The organism is Pseudomonas sp. B20(2017), assembly GCF_002113125.1.
In the GTDB taxonomy this organism is placed as follows: domain Bacteria; phylum Pseudomonadota; class Gammaproteobacteria; order Pseudomonadales; family Pseudomonadaceae; genus Aquipseudomonas.
Genome location: NZ_NEJP01000004.1, coordinates 280802 through 299818, shown reverse-complemented (window position 1 = coordinate 299818; position 19017 = coordinate 280802). Strand labels below are relative to the sequence as shown.

Annotated in this window: 16 protein-coding genes; 1 reads left to right on the top strand and 15 read right to left on the bottom strand. The window is 61.9% G+C overall.

Going from position 1 to position 19017, the window contains the following annotated elements; translation table 11 throughout:
• Positions 1 to 297 precede the first annotated feature (297 nt).
• The 15 genes from dtd to hutC form a co-directional block, all read right to left on the bottom strand.
• Positions 298 to 735 carry a D-aminoacyl-tRNA deacylase gene (gene dtd / locus CAF63_RS08340; protein ID WP_064592873.1) on the bottom strand — a complete coding sequence of 146 codons (438 nt, stop codon included), beginning with the start codon at positions 733 to 735 and terminating at the stop codon, positions 298 to 300.
• Positions 732 to 1703 (bottom strand): prolyl aminopeptidase, encoded by a 972-nt coding sequence (gene pip / locus CAF63_RS08335; RefSeq protein ID WP_007952436.1) that lies wholly within the window; start codon positions 1701 to 1703, stop codon positions 732 to 734. The genes dtd and pip overlap by 4 nt, the downstream gene beginning before the upstream one ends.
• 104 nt (positions 1704 to 1807) lie before the next feature.
• On the bottom strand, positions 1808 to 2725 hold the full coding sequence (locus tag CAF63_RS08330; protein WP_085684005.1) for an alpha/beta hydrolase: 918 nt from the start codon (positions 2723 to 2725) through the stop codon (positions 1808 to 1810).
• Complete coding sequence (locus CAF63_RS08325; protein WP_085684006.1) at positions 2725 to 3672, bottom strand: choline ABC transporter substrate-binding protein; 948 nt, start codon at positions 3670 to 3672, stop codon at positions 2725 to 2727. The genes CAF63_RS08330 and CAF63_RS08325 overlap by 1 nt, the downstream gene beginning before the upstream one ends.
• A gap of 271 nt (positions 3673 to 3943) precedes the next feature.
• Complete coding sequence (hutG, locus tag CAF63_RS08320; RefSeq protein ID WP_085684007.1) at positions 3944 to 4747, bottom strand: N-formylglutamate deformylase; 804 nt, start codon at positions 4745 to 4747, stop codon at positions 3944 to 3946.
• 10 nt (positions 4748 to 4757) lie between these two features.
• Positions 4758 to 5963: an imidazolonepropionase gene (gene hutI / locus CAF63_RS08315; RefSeq protein ID WP_085684008.1), complete on the bottom strand. Its 1206-nt coding sequence runs from the start codon at positions 5961 to 5963 to the stop codon at positions 4758 to 4760.
• Between the two features lie 100 nt (positions 5964 to 6063).
• The gene (gene hutH, locus CAF63_RS08310; protein WP_085684009.1) at positions 6064 to 7596 is read right to left on the bottom strand and encodes a histidine ammonia-lyase; all 1533 of its coding nucleotides are present in this window, start codon (positions 7594 to 7596) and stop codon (positions 6064 to 6066) included.
• A 116-nt stretch (positions 7597 to 7712) separates the two neighbouring features.
• Complete coding sequence (gene hutH / locus CAF63_RS08305; protein WP_085684011.1) at positions 7713 to 9236, bottom strand: histidine ammonia-lyase; 1524 nt, start codon at positions 9234 to 9236, stop codon at positions 7713 to 7715.
• 176 nt (positions 9237 to 9412) lie between these two features.
• Positions 9413 to 10243 carry a glycine betaine/L-proline ABC transporter ATP-binding protein gene (locus tag CAF63_RS08300; RefSeq protein WP_085684013.1) on the bottom strand — a complete coding sequence of 277 codons (831 nt, stop codon included), beginning with the start codon at positions 10241 to 10243 and terminating at the stop codon, positions 9413 to 9415.
• Positions 10240 to 11091 carry a proline/glycine betaine ABC transporter permease gene (locus tag CAF63_RS08295; RefSeq protein WP_007952475.1) on the bottom strand — a complete coding sequence of 284 codons (852 nt, stop codon included), beginning with the start codon at positions 11089 to 11091 and terminating at the stop codon, positions 10240 to 10242. The genes CAF63_RS08300 and CAF63_RS08295 overlap by 4 nt, the downstream gene beginning before the upstream one ends.
• A gap of 84 nt (positions 11092 to 11175) precedes the next feature.
• The gene (locus CAF63_RS08290) at positions 11176 to 12144 is read right to left on the bottom strand and encodes an ABC transporter substrate-binding protein (protein ID WP_085684016.1); all 969 of its coding nucleotides are present in this window, start codon (positions 12142 to 12144) and stop codon (positions 11176 to 11178) included.
• A gap of 70 nt (positions 12145 to 12214) precedes the next feature.
• Complete coding sequence (locus CAF63_RS08285) at positions 12215 to 13687, bottom strand: cytosine permease (RefSeq protein ID WP_085684018.1); 1473 nt, start codon at positions 13685 to 13687, stop codon at positions 12215 to 12217.
• Between the two features lie 144 nt (positions 13688 to 13831).
• Positions 13832 to 15514 (bottom strand): urocanate hydratase, encoded by a 1683-nt coding sequence (gene hutU / locus CAF63_RS08280; RefSeq protein WP_085684020.1) that lies wholly within the window; start codon positions 15512 to 15514, stop codon positions 13832 to 13834.
• Positions 15515 to 16058: 544 nt separating this feature from the next.
• Positions 16059 to 16628 carry a HutD family protein gene (locus tag CAF63_RS08275; RefSeq protein WP_085684022.1) on the bottom strand — a complete coding sequence of 190 codons (570 nt, stop codon included), beginning with the start codon at positions 16626 to 16628 and terminating at the stop codon, positions 16059 to 16061.
• Positions 16625 to 17335 (bottom strand): histidine utilization repressor, encoded by a 711-nt coding sequence (hutC, locus tag CAF63_RS08270; protein WP_170844914.1) that lies wholly within the window; start codon positions 17333 to 17335, stop codon positions 16625 to 16627. The genes CAF63_RS08275 and hutC overlap by 4 nt, the downstream gene beginning before the upstream one ends.
• Positions 17336 to 17481: 146 nt before the next feature.
• Between hutC and CAF63_RS08265 the strand changes: the two genes are divergently transcribed.
• Entirely contained in the window at positions 17482 to 18846 is a 1365-nt protein-coding gene (locus CAF63_RS08265; protein ID WP_085684024.1) for a formimidoylglutamate deiminase, read from the top strand.
• Positions 18847 to 19017 lie beyond the last annotated feature (171 nt).

The following is a 19017-nucleotide window of genomic DNA, read 5'->3' as shown; positions in this document are numbered from 1 at the left end:
CAATAAACCAACGGCCAGATGAAGTGCCTGTGAGGGATTCGGTACAAAAAAACCGACCTTTCAGGGCACCCTTGCCAAGTTGGCGAGCATTGTTCCGACTCCGCTGGGTCAAAATGATTCCCCAATCGGATCCGGACAAGTCTCTACCTAAGTCAAAATGGACCAACGAACGCTGATCCCCGTAGCGCGCGATTATCTAGTAGCCCGCGTGACAACGCATCAGGGGTAACAAAGTATTTATCGCGAAAATTCCCTGTTTTCAGTCGAAAAGCCCTTAAAAAGATGTTTCAAGCGCTTTCATGTCTGTAACAGGAAGGTTACCGGGCCATCGTTGACCAGGTGCACCTGCATATCCGCGCCGAATCTACCTGATGCCACTGTGCCATGCATCTGTTTCGCTTTGCTTAATAGATAGTCGAATAATTCTTCGCCCAGCGCCGGAGGGGCGGCGGTCGAGAAACTCGGGCGCAACCCGCTTTTGGTGTCGGCAGCGAGGGTGAACTGAGAGACCAGCAGCAACCCGCCGCCCACATCCGCCAAGGACAGATTCATCTTGCCCTCGGCGTCACTGAACACTCGATAGTTAAGCAGCTTATGCAGAAGTTTGTCGGCGCTGGCCGGCGTGTCGTCGGGTTCGACCGCCACCAGCACCAGCAAGCCCTGATCAACACTGCCGACCACCTCGCCCGCCACCTCGACCCGCGCGCCTTTCACGCGCTGCAAAAGACCCTTCATGCTTCTTCGGGCGGCAGGTCGAGCAGACGACGGGCCATTTTGCTGGCGGCGCGCACCAGTGCATCGGTGATGCCCGGTTCGGACGCGGCGTGGCCGGCATCGCGGATCACCTGCAGCTCGCTGTTCGGCCAGGCCTGATGCAATTCCCAGGCATTGTCGAGCGGGCAGATCACGTCGTAGCGACCGTGGATGATCACGCCCGGCAGATGGGCGATCTTGCCCATGTCGCGAATCAGCTGGTTTGGCTCAAGGAACGCATTGTTGGTGAAGTAGTGGCATTCGATCCGCGCGATCGACAAGGCGCGCTGCGGTTCGGAGAAGCGGTCGACCACCAGCGGATTCGGGCGCAGGGTCGCGGTGCGCCCTTCCCAGGTCGACCAGGCCTTGGCCGCGTGCATCTGGGCGATCTGGTCGTTGCCGGTCAGGCGTTTGTGGAAAGCGCTGAGCAGATCGTCGCGCTCGTCCAGCGGAATCGGCGCGAGGTAGTCCTGCCAGTAATCGGGGAACAGACGGCTGGCACCGGCCTGGTAGAACCATTCGATTTCCTGCGGACGGCAGAGAAAGATCCCGCGCAGGATCAGACCATGCACGCGCTCCGGGTGGGTCTGCGCGTAGGCCAGCGCCAGGGTCGAACCCCAGGAACCGCCGAACAGCACCCATTTATCAATGCCCAGATGTTTGCGAATGCGCTCGAGGTCTTCGACCAGATCCCAGGTGGTGTTGTTTTCCAGACTGGCGTGGGGCGTGGAGCGACCGCAGCCGCGCTGGTCGAAGGTGACAATGCGATACAGGTTCGGATCGAAGTAGCGGCGACTCTGGGCGTCGCACCCGGCGCCGGGACCTCCGTGGATGAACACCACCGGCAAACCTTCCGGTGAACCGCTTTCGTCGACGTACAGCGTATGGGTGTCATCGACGGCCAGATCGTGCCGTGCGTGAGGTTTGATCTGCGGAAACAAAGTCTGCATTGCGCGCTCCGTAAGGGGTCGAGGTCATCCCTGGGGGGACTTCTATTATTCTGCCGTCCGGCATCATAAACCCGATTTACGTCAATGAGCATGCCCGCACGCTGTCACAATTTGTCAGCCATGAACCCCAGCAGGCTCTCGAAGAGACGATCAACCTCGGCGACCTGATGCCGCGCTCGCAGGCAGCCGTGAACTAGCCCTTCGCCGTAGTACAGCGTCGCGTCGACGCCCGCCGCATTCAGCCGTTCGGCGTAGCACACGCCGTCGTCACGCAGCGGATCGAACTGCGCCACCGCGATCCAGGCCGGAGGCAAACCGCTGAAGTCCTCGGCGAGCAACGGCATCGCATAAGCGTTCGGCTTCGCGGTGCCGCGCAGGTACAAGGCGTGATAGCAATCGACATCGCTGCTGGCGAGCAACGGCGCATCGGCGCATTCGCTGCGTGATGCCAACTGCTCGTCGCCACCCAGCCCCGGATAGATCAAGACCTGCGCGCCCGGCAGCGGCTCGCCGGCATCGCGCAGCGCCAGGCACAGCGCCGCCGCCAGATTGCCTCCGGCGCTGTCGCCCGCCACCAGCATCCGTCCGGGATCGAACCAGAACGGCCCGCTGCGCAACGCGCGCCAGACGCTCAGGCAATCCTCGAAACCGGCCGGGAACGGATGCTCCGGCGCCAGCCGATAATCCACCGCCACCACCATTGCCCCGAGCGCCGTGGCCAGCTCGAAGCAGATGAAATCATGGGAGTCCAGCCCGCCAACCACCCAACCGCCGCCGTGCAGATACAACACGCACGGCCAGCCACTGGCCGATGGCTGGACGGGCGGGCGATACGAGCGCACCGCCACCCCGCTCAACTGGAAATCCACCACCTCCAGACCCGCCGGCCGTTCGGGCGTGAAGGCGCGGCACATGTCGTCATAGGATTTGCGCAATCCGCCGAGGCTGCTGTCATCGCTGGCAAAACCTTCTGTTCTGGCGACGAACGCCGCCATCGCCGGTGAAAGTAGATAGGTACTCATCAGTTTTTCAGGCTGGCCTGAACCGTGGCCACGCCGTCCTTTCCGTCAAAACTGCTGACACCCGCCAGCCAGCGTTGCAGGTCTTCGGGATGCTCACGCAGCCAGGTTTTCGCCACTTCCTGAGGCGTTTTGCGCTCCATGATCGGCACCATCAACTGGCTTTCCAGGGCGGCGGTGAAGGTCAGGTTTTCCAACAGTCGATGGACGTTCGGGCAGCGCTCGGCGTAGTCCGGCGCGGTGACGGTGGAAACGGTGGCGGCGCCTTCGTTCGGGCCGTAGACGTCTTCGCTGCCGGTCAGGTAGGTAATTTTCATGTTGATGTTCATCGGATGCGGGGTCCAGCCGACGAATACCACGAACTCTTTGCGGTTCACTGCCCGCTGCACGGCGGCGAGCATGCCGGCCTCACCCGACTCGATGATCTTGAAATCCTTCAGGCCGAAGTGGTTGGTTTCGATCATGGTCTTGATCGTGGTGTTGGCGCCGCTGCCGGGCTCGATGCCGTAGATCTTGCCGCCGAGCTGATCCTTGAATTTCGCGATGTCGCCGAAGGTTTTCAGCCCGGCCGCCGCGACGTAGTCCGGCACTGCCAGCGTCGCCTGGGCATCCGCCAGACTTGGCTTGTCCATGACCTTGACCTGATTGGCGGCGAGAAACGGCGCGATGTTCTTGTCCATCGCCGGTTTCCAGTAGCCGAGGAAGATATCCAGACGCTTGTCGCGGATGCCGGCGAAGATGATTTGCTGCACCGCACTGGTCTGCTTGCTTTCATAACCGAGGCTGTTGAGCAGCACGTCGGCCATGCCACTGGTGGCGATCACGTCGGTCCAGTTGACCACGCCCATGCGCACGGTTTTGCAGGAAGCATCGTCGGAAGCCATGGCGCCGGCGCTGAGCAGCGCACTGCTGGTGAGGATTAACGCACAACGAGTGAACAGTTTTTTCATGTGGGATCGTCTCGTGCGGCAGCGGGTTATTGTTCGGATCGGTGTCTTCTTGCACCGTGGCCGAAACATTACGCAGCAGACGAGACGGAAAAACGAACTGTGGCGACCGGGATTTGCACGGTAGCGACCCAAGCCGTGCACAAACCTGTGGTCACCACAAAAACTGTGGGAGCGAGCTTGCTCGCGATGGCGGTGGTTCAGTCACTATTGATGTCGACTGACACGACGCCATCGCGAGCAAGCTCGCTCCCACAGGGTTCCTGGTGTGTATTCAGGATTTGTAGCGAGTCGCGCCCCAGGCAAGCAGCCCTTGCAGCAACTCCTTGAGCACCACCCGCGTCGGCTCCGCCAGATCGGCGCGGTAGCGGAACGGTTCGAACTCTTCCATATAGGTGCACTGGCCCAGTTCCAGTTGCACGGCGTGGATGTCATCGGCCGGGTTGCCGTAGTGACGGGTGATATGGCCGCCCTTGAAGCGCCCGTTCAGCACATGGCTGTAAGCGTCGTGGCATGCACAGATCGCTTCCAGTTGCGTGGCCAGTTGTGGATCGCAACTGGCGCCATTGAAGGTGCCGAGGTTGAAATCCGGCAGCTTGCCGTCGAACAGGTGCGGGATGATCGAACGGATCGAATGCGCATCGAACAGCAATGCGTAACCGAACTCGGCCTTCAGCCGCGCCAGCTCTTCCTGCAAGGTGCGGTGGTACGGCGTCCAGATCTGCTCCAGGTACGTCGCACGCTCTTCTTTCGACGGCTCCTGCCCTTCCTTGAACAACGGAATGCCATCGAACAGCGTCGCCGGGTACAGACCGGTGGTGGCGCCGGCGTACAGCGGCTTGTCGTCGGACGGCCGGTTCAGGTCGATGACGAACCGTGAGTACTCGGCCGCCAGGGTGCTGGCACCCAGTTCGGCGGCGAAATCGTAGAGCTGCGGAATGTGCCAGTCAGTGTCCGGCAGGCTTTTCGCGTCCGGGATCAACCCGGCCTCGACCGCCGGGGTCAGGCGCACACCGGCGTGGGGCATGCTGATCAGCAGCGGCACGCGACCTTGTTTGAAGTTCAGAACCTTATCCACAACCGCTCTCCTACAGACTTGATTCAACGCCGTGACGCACGACGCGTTTGTCCAGTTCGCCACCCAGCCAGTACGCCAGGTCCGCCGGGCGGTCGATCTGCCAGGCGACAAAATCCGCGACCTTGCCGGCTTCCAGCGAGCCGTGGGTATCGGCCATGCCCAGGGCTTGCGCCGCGTGAATCGTGGCGCCGGCCAAGGCTTCTTCCGGGGTCATGCGGAAGCAGGTGCAGGCCATGTTCAGCATCAGACGCAACGACAGCGCCGGCGAGGTGCCGGGGTTGAGGTCGCTGGCGATGGCGATTTTCACTTTGTGTTTGCGCAGGGCTTCCATCGGCGGCAATTGGGTTTCGCGCAAGAAGTAAAACGCGCCCGGCAACAGCACCGCGACGGTATCGGATTCAGCCATGGCGATGGCGTCGGCTTCGTCCATGAACTCCAGGTGATCGGCGGACAACGCTTTGTATCGCGCGGCCAGACTGGAGCCGTGTAGTGACGACAATTGCTCGGCGTGCAGCTTCACCGGCAGACCGAGTTTTTGCGCGGCGATGAACACCCGCTCGACCTGCTCCGGGGAGAACGCCAGGTATTCGCAGAACGCATCCACCGCATCCACCAGGCCTTCGGCGGCCAACGCGGGAAGCATCTCGGCGCAGATGTGATCGATGTAATCGTCGGCGCGATCCTTGTATTCCGGTGGCAATGCATGGGCGGCCAGGCAGGTGCTGCGCACGCTGATCGGCAGCTCGGCGGCGAGGCGACGGATGACCCGCAGGATCTTGCGCTCGCTGGCCAGATCGAGACCGTAGCCGGATTTCATTTCGACCGTGGTCACGCCGTCGCGCATCAGGCTTTTCAGGCGTTTGGCGGCGCTGGCGAACAGCTCGTCTTCCGAGGCTTCCCGCGTGGCGCGCACGGTGCTGGCGATGCCACCGCCAGCCGCTGCGATCTCGGCGTAGCTGACGCCTTGCAGGCGCTTCTCGAATTCGCCGCTGCGGTTGCCGCCGAACACGGTGTGGGTGTGGCAGTCGATCAGGCCGGGGGTGACCCACGCGCCTTGCAGGTCATTGACCGCCGGGTATTCGCCTGACGGCAATTGGCTGCGCGGGCCGATCCACTCGATGAGTGCACCGGACGTCACGATGGCCGCATCCTCGATGATCGAGTAGACGCCTTGCGCCATGGTTGCGACGTGGCAGTGTTGCCAGAGGGTTTTCATCCCAAGTCCTCGTCTTGTTCAAAATCGATTCGCGAGCAAGCTCGCTCCCACAGTTGAAACTCGTACCTCTGTGGGAGCGAGCTTGCTCGCGAAGAGGCCATCACAGGCTCGGCAGCAGCTTAGCCGGAACCAGTTCAGTCAGAACCCGCGACGCCAGCAGTTCGGTCGCCGCATTGATGTCCGGCGCGAAGAAGCGGTCCTTCTCGTAGAACGGTACTTCGCGACGCAGAATCCCTCGGGCCCGTTCCAGTTTGGCCGAGGTCTTCAGGCCGTTGCGCAGGTCCAGACCCTGCACCGCCGCCAGCCATTCCACCGCGAGAATCCCGCGCGTGTTCTCGGCCATTTCCCACAGGCGCTTGCCGGCGGCCGGGGCCATGGAGACGTGGTCTTCCTGGTTGGCGGAGGTCGGCAGGCTGTCCACCGAATGCGGATGAGCCAGGGCCTTGTTCTCGCTGGCCAGGGCCGCAGCAGTCACCTGAGCGATCATGAAACCAGAGTTCACGCCACCGTTGGCCACCAGGAACGGCGGCAGTTGCGACATGTGCTTGTCCATCATCAGCGAGATACGACGCTCGCTCAGGGAACCGATTTCGGCGATGGCCAGCGCCATGTTGTCAGCGGCCATGGCCACCGGTTCGGCGTGGAAGTTGCCGCCGGAAATCACGTCGCCTTCAGCGGCAAACACCAACGGGTTGTCGGATACGGCGTTGGCTTCGACAGCCAGCACTTCGGCGGCCTGACGGAACTGGGTCAGGCACGCGCCCATGACTTGCGGCTGGCAACGCAGCGAGTACGGGTCCTGAACCTTCTCGCAGTTCTGGTGCGAGTCGGAGACTTCGCTGCGCTCGCCCAGCAGATCGCGGTAAGCGGCAGCGGCGTCGATCTGGCCTTTCTGGCCACGGGCGGCGTGGATGCGTGCGTCGAACGGCGAACGCGAGCCGAGCACCGCTTCCACCGTCAGACCGCCCAGCGCCAGCGCGCCGGCGAACAGGTCTTCGCCTTCGAACAGACCACGCAAAGCGAATGCGGTGGAAACCTGAGTGCCGTTGAGCAGCGCCAGACCTTCTTTCGCCGCCAGCGTCAGCGGCGTCAGACCGGCGACTTTCAGCGCTTCGGTCGCTTCCATCCACTCGCCCTTGTAGCGCGCCTTGCCCTCGCCCAGCAGCACCAGCGACATGTGCGCCAATGGCGCGAGGTCACCGGAGGCACCGACCGAACCTTTCAACGGAATGTGCGGGTAAACCTCGGCGTTGATCAGGGCGATCAGCGCATCGATCACCACCCGACGGATGCCGGAGAAACCACGGCTGAGGCTGTTGACCTTGAGCACCATGATCAGACGCACCAGCTCATCGCTGATCGGCTGGCCGACGCCGGCGGCGTGGGACAGCACCAGCGAGCGCTGGAGGTTTTCCAGGTCTTCGCTGGCGATGCGGGTCGAGGCCAGCAGGCCGAAACCGGTGTTGATGCCGTAGGCGGTGCGGTTTTCCGCGAGGATCTGCTCGACACAGGCCACGCTGGCTTCGATCTGTGCGGCGGCGCTGTTATCGAGGGTCAGCCGGACCGGGTTCTGGTAGACATCACGCAATTGGGCCAGGCTCAGTTGGCCGGGGATCAGGTTCAGCGCAGTCATTTTGTGCTCCTTTTGAGAGTTTATTGTTAACTCGCCAGACGCTCCGGAGATGTCCGTTGTCCGTCGCGTCTGCCCTTTTGGGGAGCCGCGCCTTGGCACGCTGGCGTGGGTAGTTTTCAGTGCAAATTCGGTAATGCGTTGTGCAGCAGATCCGGGTCTTTCAGAACACTTGCGGCAGCGGCGATATCCGGCGCCAGCCAGCGGTCCTGATCGTAGGCCGCAACCTTTTCGCGCAGCAGTCGCCAGGCGGTATCGGTGCCAGCGCCGAAGCGCTGTTCCTTGAGAAATTCAAACGCCTGGGCCGCCAGTAGGTATTCGATGGCGAGGATCTGCGTGCAGTTTTCCAGCGCGCGGTGCAGCTTCAGCGCGGCGTTGGTGCCCATGCTCAAGTGATCTTCCTGCAGGCCCGAAGTGACGTAGTTGTCGAGCACCGCCGGTTGCGCCAACTGGCGGTTTTCCGCGCACAGCGACGCGGCGACGTATTGCACAATCATCATCCCGGAGTTCACCCCCGGATTGGCCACCAGAAACGCCGGCAGACCGCTAACGTGCGGGTTGATCAGACGATCCAGACGCCGCTCGGCAATCGAGCCGATTTCGGCCATCGCAATCGCCAGCAGATCCGCCGCCAGCGCCACCGATTGCCCGTGCGGGTTGGCCTGGGACATCACATGGAAATCGTCCGGCGTGCCCAGCAGCAACGGGTTGTCGGTGCAGCCGTTGAGTTCGGTTTCGATCTGTTTGATCGCGTGTTCCAGTTGATCGCGGGCGGCGCCATGCACCTGCGGGATCGAGCGGATGCTCAAGGCATCCTGAGTGCGAATGCCTTTGCTCGCGGCGATCACTTCACTGCCATCGAGCAAGGCGCGCAAATTGACGCCGACCTGCTGCATGCCCGGATGCGGCTTGAGCGCGATGATCTCGGCATCGAACGCTGCGATCTGGCCGCGCTGGGCTTCGAAGCTCATGGCGCCGATCACATCGGCCCATTGCAGCAGACGCGTAGCGTCGGCAATCGCCAGGCAACCGAGGCCGGTCATGCACGGCGTACCGTTGACCAGGCACAGACCGTCCTTCGCCCCGAGCTGAACCGGTTGCAGGCCCTCTTCGGCGAGCGCCTGCTGTGCAGACACGATCTGCCCGCGATAGCTGACATTGCCCACGCCCAGCAGCGCGATGCCGATGTGGGCCATGTGGGTCAGGTAACCCACCGAACCCTGGGACGGCACTTGCGGGGTGATGCCGCGATTGAGCAGCGCCAGCAACGCCTCGACCACCCGGCGATGAATACCGGATTTGCCGTGGCTGTAGTTGCGGATCGCCGAGCACATGATCGCGCGCGTCTGCTCATCGGTCAGTACCGGGCCGACGCCGCAGGCATGGCTGAGCAAGGTGTTGCGCGACAGCTGGCTGAGCTGTTCGTCTTTCAGCGAGACGTTGCACAGCGCACCGAGCCCGGTGTTCACGCCATAGGCGCGCTCGCCGCTGGCAACGATGCGCTGGACGATGCCCTGTGCGTTTTCAATGCGCGCCCAGGTCTGCGCCGACAGCTCGAGCTGCGCGCCGTGACGGGCGACTGCGACCACATCCTGCCAACACATCGGAGCGTCGGCGATAACGATTTTTTCAGCCTGGGACATCTAAAACCTCTTGGACTTGATCGTTCCCATGCTCTGCGTGGGAATGCCGCTTGGGACGCTCCGCGTCCGCTCTCAACGCAAGACTCGAGTCCTGCGCAATGGTGACGCGGAGCGTCACCGGATGCATTCCCACGCAGACGGTTCGACGCCTCGACGTGGGAACGAGCTTCATCTGTTTAAACCACCGCCGCCCGCCGCTGCACGAAGCGGTCGACATATTCGTCCGCCGGCGAATGCAGGATCTCTTTCGGCGTGCCGACCTGGATCAGGCGGCCATCCTTGAGGATCGCGATGCGGTTGCCGATGCGCACGGCCTCGTCGAGGTCGTGGGTGATGAAGACGATGGTCTTGTGCAGGGTCTTTTGCAGCTCCAGCAACTGGTCCTGCATCTCGGCGCGGATCAGCGGATCCAGCGCACTGAACGCTTCGTCCATCAGGATGATGTCGGTGTCCGCCGCCAATGCCCGGGCCAGACCTACACGCTGGCGCATGCCGCCGGAGAGCTGGTGCGGGTATTTGTTTTCGTAGCCCTTGAGGCCCACGGTGTTGATCCAGTGCAGCGCGCGTTCGGCGCACAGTTGCTTGGACTCGCCGCGCACTTTCAGGCCGTAGGCGACGTTGTCCAGGACGGTCTTGTGGGGCAGCAGGCCGAAGCTCTGGAACACCATGCTGATCTTGTGCCGGCGAAATTCACGCAAGGCTTCCATGTCGTATTGCAGGATGTCCACGCCATCCACCAGGATCGCGCCACTGGTCGGGTCGATCAGGCGGTTGAAGTGGCGCACCAGGGTCGATTTGCCGGAACCGGACAGGCCCATGATCACGAAGATCTCGCCGGTACCGATGCTCAGGGACAAGTCGTTGACCCCGACCACGCAACCGGTTTCGTTCAGCACCTGATCCTTGGTCTTGCCCTGGCCGACCATCGCCAGGGCGTCCGAGGCGCGGTTGCCGAAAATCTTGAAGACGTTTTTGACTTCGATCTTGCTCACGGTTGCGTTGCTCATTTGCTCACCTCATGCCGTGGCCGACCATACGCCTGGGTAATGCGGTCGATGACCACTGCGAGAATCACGATCGCCAGACCGGCTTCAAGACCGCGTCCGACGTTGAGGGTCTGAATGCCCACCAGCACATCTTCACCCAGGCCACGGGCGCCGATCATCGAGGCGATCACCACCATCGACAGGGCCATCATGGTGGTCTGGTTGATCCCGGCCATGATGCTCGGCAGGGCCAGCGGCAGTTGCACGCCGAACAGTTGCTGCCAGCGGTTGGCGCCGAAGGCGTTGATCGCTTCCATCACTTCGCCGTCGACCTGGCGGATGCCCAGATCGGTCAGGCGGATCAGCGGCGGCGCGGCGTAGATCACGGTGGCGAAAATCGCCGGCACTTTGCCCAGGCCGAACAGCATCAGCACCGGAATCAGGTACACGAAGCTCGGCATGGTCTGCATGATGTCGAGCAGCGGCATCAGCACCGAACGCAGGCGATTGCTGCGCGCCGAGAGAATCCCCAGCGGTACGCCGATCAGTACCGAAATGACCGTCGCCACCATCATCAGCGCGAGGGTCTGCATCAACTTGTCCCACAGACCGACGGCGCCGACCAGGAACAACAGACCGACGATCACGGCGGTGGTCACGACTTTGCGCGTGGCGTGCCAGGCCACGACGCCGACGATGGCCAGCATCAACCACCACGGTGCGGCGCGCAGCAGGCCTTCAAGATTGACGATGGCCCACAGCAGGGTGTCGGAGATATGGCGGAACACATCGCCATAGTTGGTGACCAGCGCATCGACCCAACCGTTGACCCAGTCGGCGATGGAAAAGGTAAAGCTTTCGGGAAACATAAGCGGCTCTCAATCAGGAAACTCAATCAAGCGATTGCGGCGAACACCCCGGCCAGCCTCTCGGTTGGCCGGGAGGAATTCGACCTACAGCGCCGCGTCGATTTTCTTGGCAGCGTCTTCACTCACCCACGCATGCCAGACCTCAGGATGTTCCTTGAGGAAGATTTTCGCCAGTTTTGGCGACTCGATACGTTCCTTCGCCATGCGGCCCAGGTTCTGGTTCAGCAGGTCGATCGGCAGGTTGACCTTTTCCAGCACGGCCACCAGTTCTGGGGCTTCGTCGTGGAAGGTCTTGGACAGGCCGACCTTGATGGTCACGGTCTTGTCGACGCCCGGTTTTTCTTCCAGTTTCACCGCGTCGATCTGGCCCATCAGCGGGGTTGGCGACCAGTAGTAGAACAGGATCGGCTCGCCACGCTTGTAGCTCGACAGCACGGCCGCATCCAGCGCTGGGCCGGTGCCCGGACGGAAGTTGGTGTAGCTGTTTTCCAGGCCGTAGCTTTTCAGCATTTCGCTGTTGTCCAGCTCGCAGGTCCAGCCGGCCGGGCAGTTGTAGAAGCGGCCCTTGGAGGGCTCTTCGGCGTCCTTGAAGACGGCGGCGTATTTGCCCAGGTCAGCGATGTTTTTCAGGTCCGGCGCCTTGGCTTCCAGCTTGCGCTTGGCGTCGCCTTCGATCACGTAGCGCGGCACGTACCAGCCTTCGATCGCTCCCACCACCGGGGCGCCGACACCGACGACCTTGCCGGCCTTCTCGGCCTTGTTCCAGACCTCGCTGCGGCCGACCCATTCTTCGGCGAAGATCTGGATGTCGTTGCTGCTCAAGGCGTTCTCCATGGTGATGGAGTTGCCTGGCAGGCTGTCGGTCTTGCAGTCGTAACCTTTTTCCAGCACCACTTGCAGAACGTCGGTCAGCAGCATGCCGCTTTCCCAGTTCAGGCCGGCGAATTTCACCGGTTTGCCGGACTCGCACCAGCCGGCGGCCTGAGTTGCGCCGGCGCTGGCCAGCAGGCCCATGGAAAGCAATGTGGTCAGCAGGGTCTTGTTCGATTTCATTGTTGTGACGCTCCTAATCATGAATTGGCTTACGGCAGTCAAGAGGCATCCAGCCCTGTCCACGTCCAAATCAGGCCTGCGCGGCAGCGCGACCGGCCCCGCTTGTTTTAGGTTGTACAACGCTGTCCTGCTCGACAGGCAGAATCAGTCGATCGGGTACGGTGCCGTGCCATTTTTTCGCGCAGACGTAGTACAGCGCTGCGGGCAGCACGAGACCGATGATCCAGGAAATATCCACATCCCCCAGGGCCGCTACCAATGGACCGGTATAGAACTTGGTGGAAATGAACGGCAGTTGCACCAGCACCCCGAACACATAAACGCTGATACCGAGGAGGTTCCAGCGGCCATAGCGACCGTTCGGATCCGCCAGCGCCGGCACGTCGTAGCGCTCGCGGGTGATGCAGTAGTAGTCCACCAGGTTGATCGCACTCCACGGCGTGAAGAACGCCAGCAGGAACAGGATGAAAGACTTGAATGCACCGAGGAACGAATGCTGGCCGAGCAGCGCGATCAGGGTCGCCGCGCCGACGATCACCAGCACGAACACCAGACGCTGCATCCGGGTAACCGTCAGGTGGCCACGGAAGCCGCTGATGATGGTCGCGATGCACATGAAGCTGCCGTAGGAGTTCAGGGTGGAGATGGTGACCTTGCCGAACGCAATGCTGAAATACAGCAGCGCGGCGGTAGCACCGGTCCCGCCCAGACCGACGATGTAAGCGACTTCATGACCGGCGAATTGCCCGTTGGCCGAAGCGGCCGCGAATACACCGAGGATCATCGCCACCTGCGCACCGATCACCGAACCGGCACCGGCGGCGAAGAAGGTTTTCACCGAAGACACCTTGCTCGGCAGGTAGCGCGAGTAGTCCGCCACGTACGGGCCGAAAGCGATCTGCCAGGAGGCCGCGAGTGACACCGCCAGCAGGAAACTGCTCCAGCTGAAGTGACGGATTTCCAGAAGTGCACCGACGTCCACCTGACTCATCAGACGGCTGAACAGGTACACGAAAGCAATCACGCCAATGGCACTGGCGATCCGGCCGATCCAGTGGATCACCCGATAGCCGAGCACCGTGACCACCACGATGACGCTGGCGAACAGCAGGATGCCGACGGTGTCGCTGACCCCGAACAACTGGCCCAGCGCCTGGCCGGACAGCACGGTCCCGGTGGCGGTGAAACCGAGGTACATCAAGCACACCAGCACGATCGGAATCGCCGCGCCGTAGACGCCGAACTGCACCCGGCTGGAAATCATCTGCGGCAGGCCAAGCTTCGGCCCTTGTGCCGCATGCAGCGCCATCACCCCGCCGCCCAGCAGTTGACCGATCAGCAGACCGATCAGCGACCAGAACACATCGCCGCCCAGCACCACGGCCAACGCGCCGGTGACAATCGCAGTGATTTGCAGGTTGGCACCCATCCACAGGGTGAACTGACTGAACAGACGACCGTGTCTTTCCGCTTCCGGGATGTAGTCGATCGAACGCCTTTCGATCAACGGTTTACTGCCTGCACGATCGGTGTTGCCTGCCATGATTCAACCTCTGTGGATTGTTCTGGATTTTGTTGTTTTGGTACCTGTGGGAGTGAGCCTGCTCGCGATGAGGGCGGTTCATGCAACATTTTCGTTGACTGACAAACCGCTATCGCGAGCAGGCTCGCTCCTACGGGGCAAGCATTACTTGCCGGTGATCATCGGCAGGTTCAGCCCTTGTTCCTTGGCGCAGTCGATGGCGATCTGGTAACCGGCATCGGCGTGACGCATGACGCCGGTACCCGGGTCGTTGTGCAGCACGCGAGCGATACGCTCGGCCGCTTCGTCAGTACCGTCGCAGACAATCACCATGCCCGAGTGCTGGGAGAAGCCCATGCCGACGCCGCCGCCGTGGTGCAGGGACACCCAGGTCGCACCGCTCGCGGTGTTCAGCAGTGCGTTGAGCAGCGGCCAGTCGGAAACTGCATCGGAGCCGTCCTGCATCGATTCGGTTTCACGGTTCGGGCTGGAGACCGAGCCAGAGTCGAGGTGGTCGCGACCGATCACGATCGGCGCCGACAACTCGCCGCTGCGCACCATTTCGTTGAACGCCAGACCGAGCTTGGCGCGCAGGCCCAGGCCGACCCAGCAGATACGCGCCGGCAGACCCTGGAAGCTGATGCGCTCGCGCGCCATGTCCAGCCAGTTGTGCAGGTGGGCGTCGTCCGGGATCAGTTCTTTGACTTTGGCGTCGGTCTTGTAGATGTCCTGCGGATCACCCGACAGCGCAGCCCAGCGGAACGGGCCGATGCCACGGCAGAACAGCGGACGGATGTAGGCCGGTACGAAGCCCGGGAAATCGAATGCGTTTTCGACGCCTTCTTCCTGAGCCATCTGACGGATGTTGTTGCCGTAGTCGAAGGTCGGCACGCCCATCTTCTGGAAGTCGAGCATGGCTTTGACGTGGACGGCCATCGATTGCTTGGCGGCCTTGACCACAGCGGCTGGCTCGGTCTTGGCGCGGGCGCGGTATTCGTCCCAGGTCCAGCCGGCCGGCAGGTAACCGTTGAGCGGATCGTGGGCGCTGGTCTGGTCGGTGACCATGTCCGGGCGCACGCCGCGACGAACCAATTCCGGGAGGATTTCAGCAGCGTTGCCGCACAGGGCGATGGAAACAGCCTTGCCTTCGGAAGTGTATTTGGCGATGCGGGCCAGCGCGTCGTCGAGGTCTTTGGCCTGCTCGTCGACGTAGCGGGTCTTGAGGCGGAAATCGATGCTGATCTGCTGGCATTCGATGTTCAGCGAACAGGCACCGGCCAGGGTCGCGGCCAGTGGCTGGGCACCGCCCATGCCGCCGAGGCCGGCGGTCAGTACCCACTTGCCGGTGAGGTTGTCGTTGTAGTGCTGGCGACCGGCTTCAACGAAGGTTTCGTAGGTGCCCTGGACGATGCCCTGGCTGCCGATGTAGATCCAGCTGCCGGCGGTCATCTGGCCGTACATGGCCAGGCCTTTGGCGTCGAGTTCGTTGAAGTGTTCCCAGGTCGCCCAGTGCGGCACCAGGTTGGAGTTGGCGATCAGTACGCGCGGGGCGTTGCTGTGGGTCTTGAACACGCCGACCGGCTTGCCCGATTGCACCAGCAGGGTTTCGTCTTCGTTGAGGTTGGTCAGGCTCTCGACGATCTTGTCGTAGCACTCCCAGTTACGCGCAGCGCGGCCGATGCCACCGTAGACCACCAGCTCTTTCGGGTTCTCGGCGACTTCCGGGTCGAGGTTGTTCATCAGCATGCGCAGCGGCGCTTCGGTCAGCCAGCTCTTGGCGGTCAGCTTGTTGCCACGGGCGGCACGGATCTCAACATTACGAAACTTAGTAGGCTTATTGTCAGTCACGAAAAAGACTCCTCAGCGATCAATTCAAACCAACCCTGGCAGTGGGCAAGCAGCCTGTGCGCATCAGTGCGCGACAAGCGAATCAGTGGACGCTGCGGAGAGTCTCTGTCGACTCATACGCATACGTCTTTACTTGTACATACAAGCATATGCAATCAAGCGGCCAACTTGTTGGAGGGTCGTTCAACAAAAATCCCGGACAGGGCTGGAGAGCCTCTGAATCAAGGGCTCTGGCGTTCATTAAATTTTTCGCGGGATGGATTGAGAGTAACGAGAGGTTGTTACGAAAGCGTGGTTTTGCGCCACGCTGGGGCGTTCGGTAACAAGTTGGTGCGCATTTCGGGAACATCAGGACGAAAAAAAACCGCTGCTTTCAAAGCAGCGGTTTTTGATCGTTGATCATTAGATCGTTCCCACGCTCTGCGTGGGAACGCCGCCATGGACGCTCCGCGTCCGCTTTGTGACGCAGAGCGTCACGGTATGCATTCCCACGCGGACGGTTCGACGCCTCGACGTGGGAACGATCAAGGGCTCGGGGGGGGGATCAGCGCGGGGACAGTTCGATCATGCAGCAGCCAGCATTGACGGCGATCTCGGTCAGCCCGGTGTTACCGTCCAGTTGCAGGCAGTCATGGCGACCGAGTTGCGACGCGCTGTCACCGACCGTGACCTCCAGCCGTTCGCTGACGCTGAAGACCAGCACGGTGCTAGCCGAACTGAAAAACCGCTGCTCGCCGTCCAGCCACTGCAGGCGTGCGCTATAACGTTGGGGTGAGTAGATCAGGTTGAAGTCGCGGATCGCGCCGCCGAGCAAGGTGCAGGACACCTGGCTTTCGCCGCTGAAGGCAAACGGGTCGAGGGGTAACAACGGCCGGGTGTCGTCGCCGTCGACACACAGGGTCATGCCGTCGCCCTGCAATACCGTGATGATCCGCTGGTAGCCGGCGAAGGTCGAGAAGCCGCCGGATTCGGCAATGTCGGCAATCGACAGGCGCCAGCCAAAACCGTCGAGGCCGGCGCCGGCGTCACGGGTGATTTCCTCGGTGCTGCCGCCGCCGTTTTTCCACGGCATGCGCGGGTAGCCTTCGGCGCGTAATACCTTCAACTCTTTCATTTATGAAACCGACCTTCCAGACGATGACGGGAACCGGGGTGAATCAGGCGCGCCGCCGTGACCGGCTGGCGACCCGACCAGGTACGACGGCGGATCAACAGGCAAGGCTCGCCCTTTTCGATCTGCAGCAATTTGCATTCGGACGCTTCGGCGAGGATCGCTTCGACCACGTGCTCGCCTTCGGTCAGCGGCGCGACCTGGTTCAGATAGGCGTAAGGCGTTTGCAGGGTGAAGTCCTGCTTGAGGTATTCCGGGGCGACCAGTGCGTTGACGAAGCGGTCTTCGATCTGCACCGGAATGTCGTTTTCGTAATGCACGATCAGCGAGTGAAAGACCTTCTGTCCTTCACGCATGTCCAGTGCCAGCGCGCGCTCGGAACCGGCGGCCTCTTCTTCCAGGGTGATCACCTGGCAAGTATGGCGATGGCCACGGGAGGCGATTTCGTCGGCGATGTTGTGCACTTCGAACAGCGCGGACTGGCTCTTCGGTTCGGCGACGAAAGTACCGACGCCTTGCATGCGCACCAACAGGCCGTCGGCGGTCATTTCCCGCAGCGCGCGGTTGATGGTCATGCGGCTGAAACCCAACTGGCTGACCAGCTCGCTTTCCGACGGCACGCGGTAATGCGGCGGCCAGTTACCGCTGTCGATCTGCTGGGTGATCATCTGTTTGACGCGGGCGTACAAGGGCGCCGGACTGTCGCCCATGTTCGCGGCCAACGGGGAGACTGGAGGCGGAGTCGGCACGGTGGATCCCTGTTCATTGGATGAAAGTTGCTAGCTTGCCGGAGTTTACCGGGCAGGCAAACGTCTGTATATGTATATACAAATAACACACGATGGGGTGCTGAACCATGTCCGCCTTCTTTGCCGAACGCGCGCTGCTGCCTAACGGATGGGCCAACAATGTACGTCTCGAGGTCAGCGCCGATGGTGTGTTGACCCGAATCCAGGCTGATTCCACCGCAGACGGCGCCGAACGGTTGAGCGGTCCGCTGCTGCCGGGGATGCCGAATCTGCACTCCCACGCGTTCCAGCGAGCAATGGCGGGACTGGCGGAAGTGGCCGGCAATCCCAACGACAGTTTCTGGACCTGGCGCGATCTGATGTATCGGCTCGTCGGAAAAATCAGCCCCGACCAGCTCGGGGTGATTGCCCGCCAGCTGTACATCGAAATGCTCAAGGCCGGTTACACCTCGGTCGCCGAATTCCATTACGTCCACCACGATAACAACGGCCAGCCGTACGCCGACCCGGCCGAGCTGGCATTGCGCATCAGCCAGGCGGCCAGTTCCGCCGGCATCGGCCTGACATTGCTGCCCGTGCTCTACAGCCACAGCGGTTTTGGCGGCCAGACGCCGAACGAAGGTCAGCGCCGTTTCATCAACAGCACCGAAAACTACCTGAAGCTGCAATCGCGGCTGCAACCCCTGCTGACGCAGCAAAAAGCGCAGTCGCTGGGTCTGTGCTTCCACTCGTTGCGTGCGGTTACGCCACAGCAGATCAGCGAAGTGCTGGCGGTCAGCGACAAACAATGCCCGGTGCACATCCACATCGCCGAGCAGCAGAAAGAGGTCGACGACTGCCTGAGCTGGAGCGGTCGCCGTCCGCTGCAATGGCTGTACGAAAACACCGAAGTCGATCAGCGCTGGTGCCTGGTCCACGCGACCCACGCCAATCCGGAAGAAGTCACGCTGATGGCCAAGAGTCGCGCCATTGCCGGCCTGTGCCTGACCACCGAGGCCAACCTCGGCGACGGGATTTTCCCGGCGGTGGATTTCCTCGCTCAGGGCGGGCGCATGGGCATTGGTTCCGACAGCCATGTGTCGTTGAGCGTGGTGGAAGAATTGCGCTGGCTGGAATACGGCCAACGCCTGCGCGATCAGCGGCGCAACCGCTTGTATGGCGCGGATCAACCGATGGTCGGCCGCACGTTGTATGACGCAGCGCTGGACGGTGGTGCTCAGGCCCTGGGCCAGCCGATCGGTGCGCTGGAAGTCGGCAAGCGTGCCGACTGGATCGTGCTCGATGGCAGCGATCCGTATCTGGCCACGGCCAGCGGTGACGGGATTCTCAATCGCTGGCTGTTTGCCGGTGGTGATCGTCAGGTGCGCGACGTGCTGGTCAACGGTCAGTGGGTCGTGCGCGAGTGGCGACATGCCGGGGAGGAGGACAGCAATCGCGCCTTCACCCAGGTCTTGCGAGACCTTTTGGGCTGACACAAAAAAACCTGTGGGGTTGTCCTCCACAGGTTTTTTGAACCTCTGTTACTGATCGTTCCCACGCTCTGCGTGGGAATGCAGCCCGGGACGCTCCGCGTCCCAAAAGCGGACGCAAAGCGTCCATTTAGGCGTTCCCACGTGGAGCGTTGGAACGATCAGAAGAGGGGT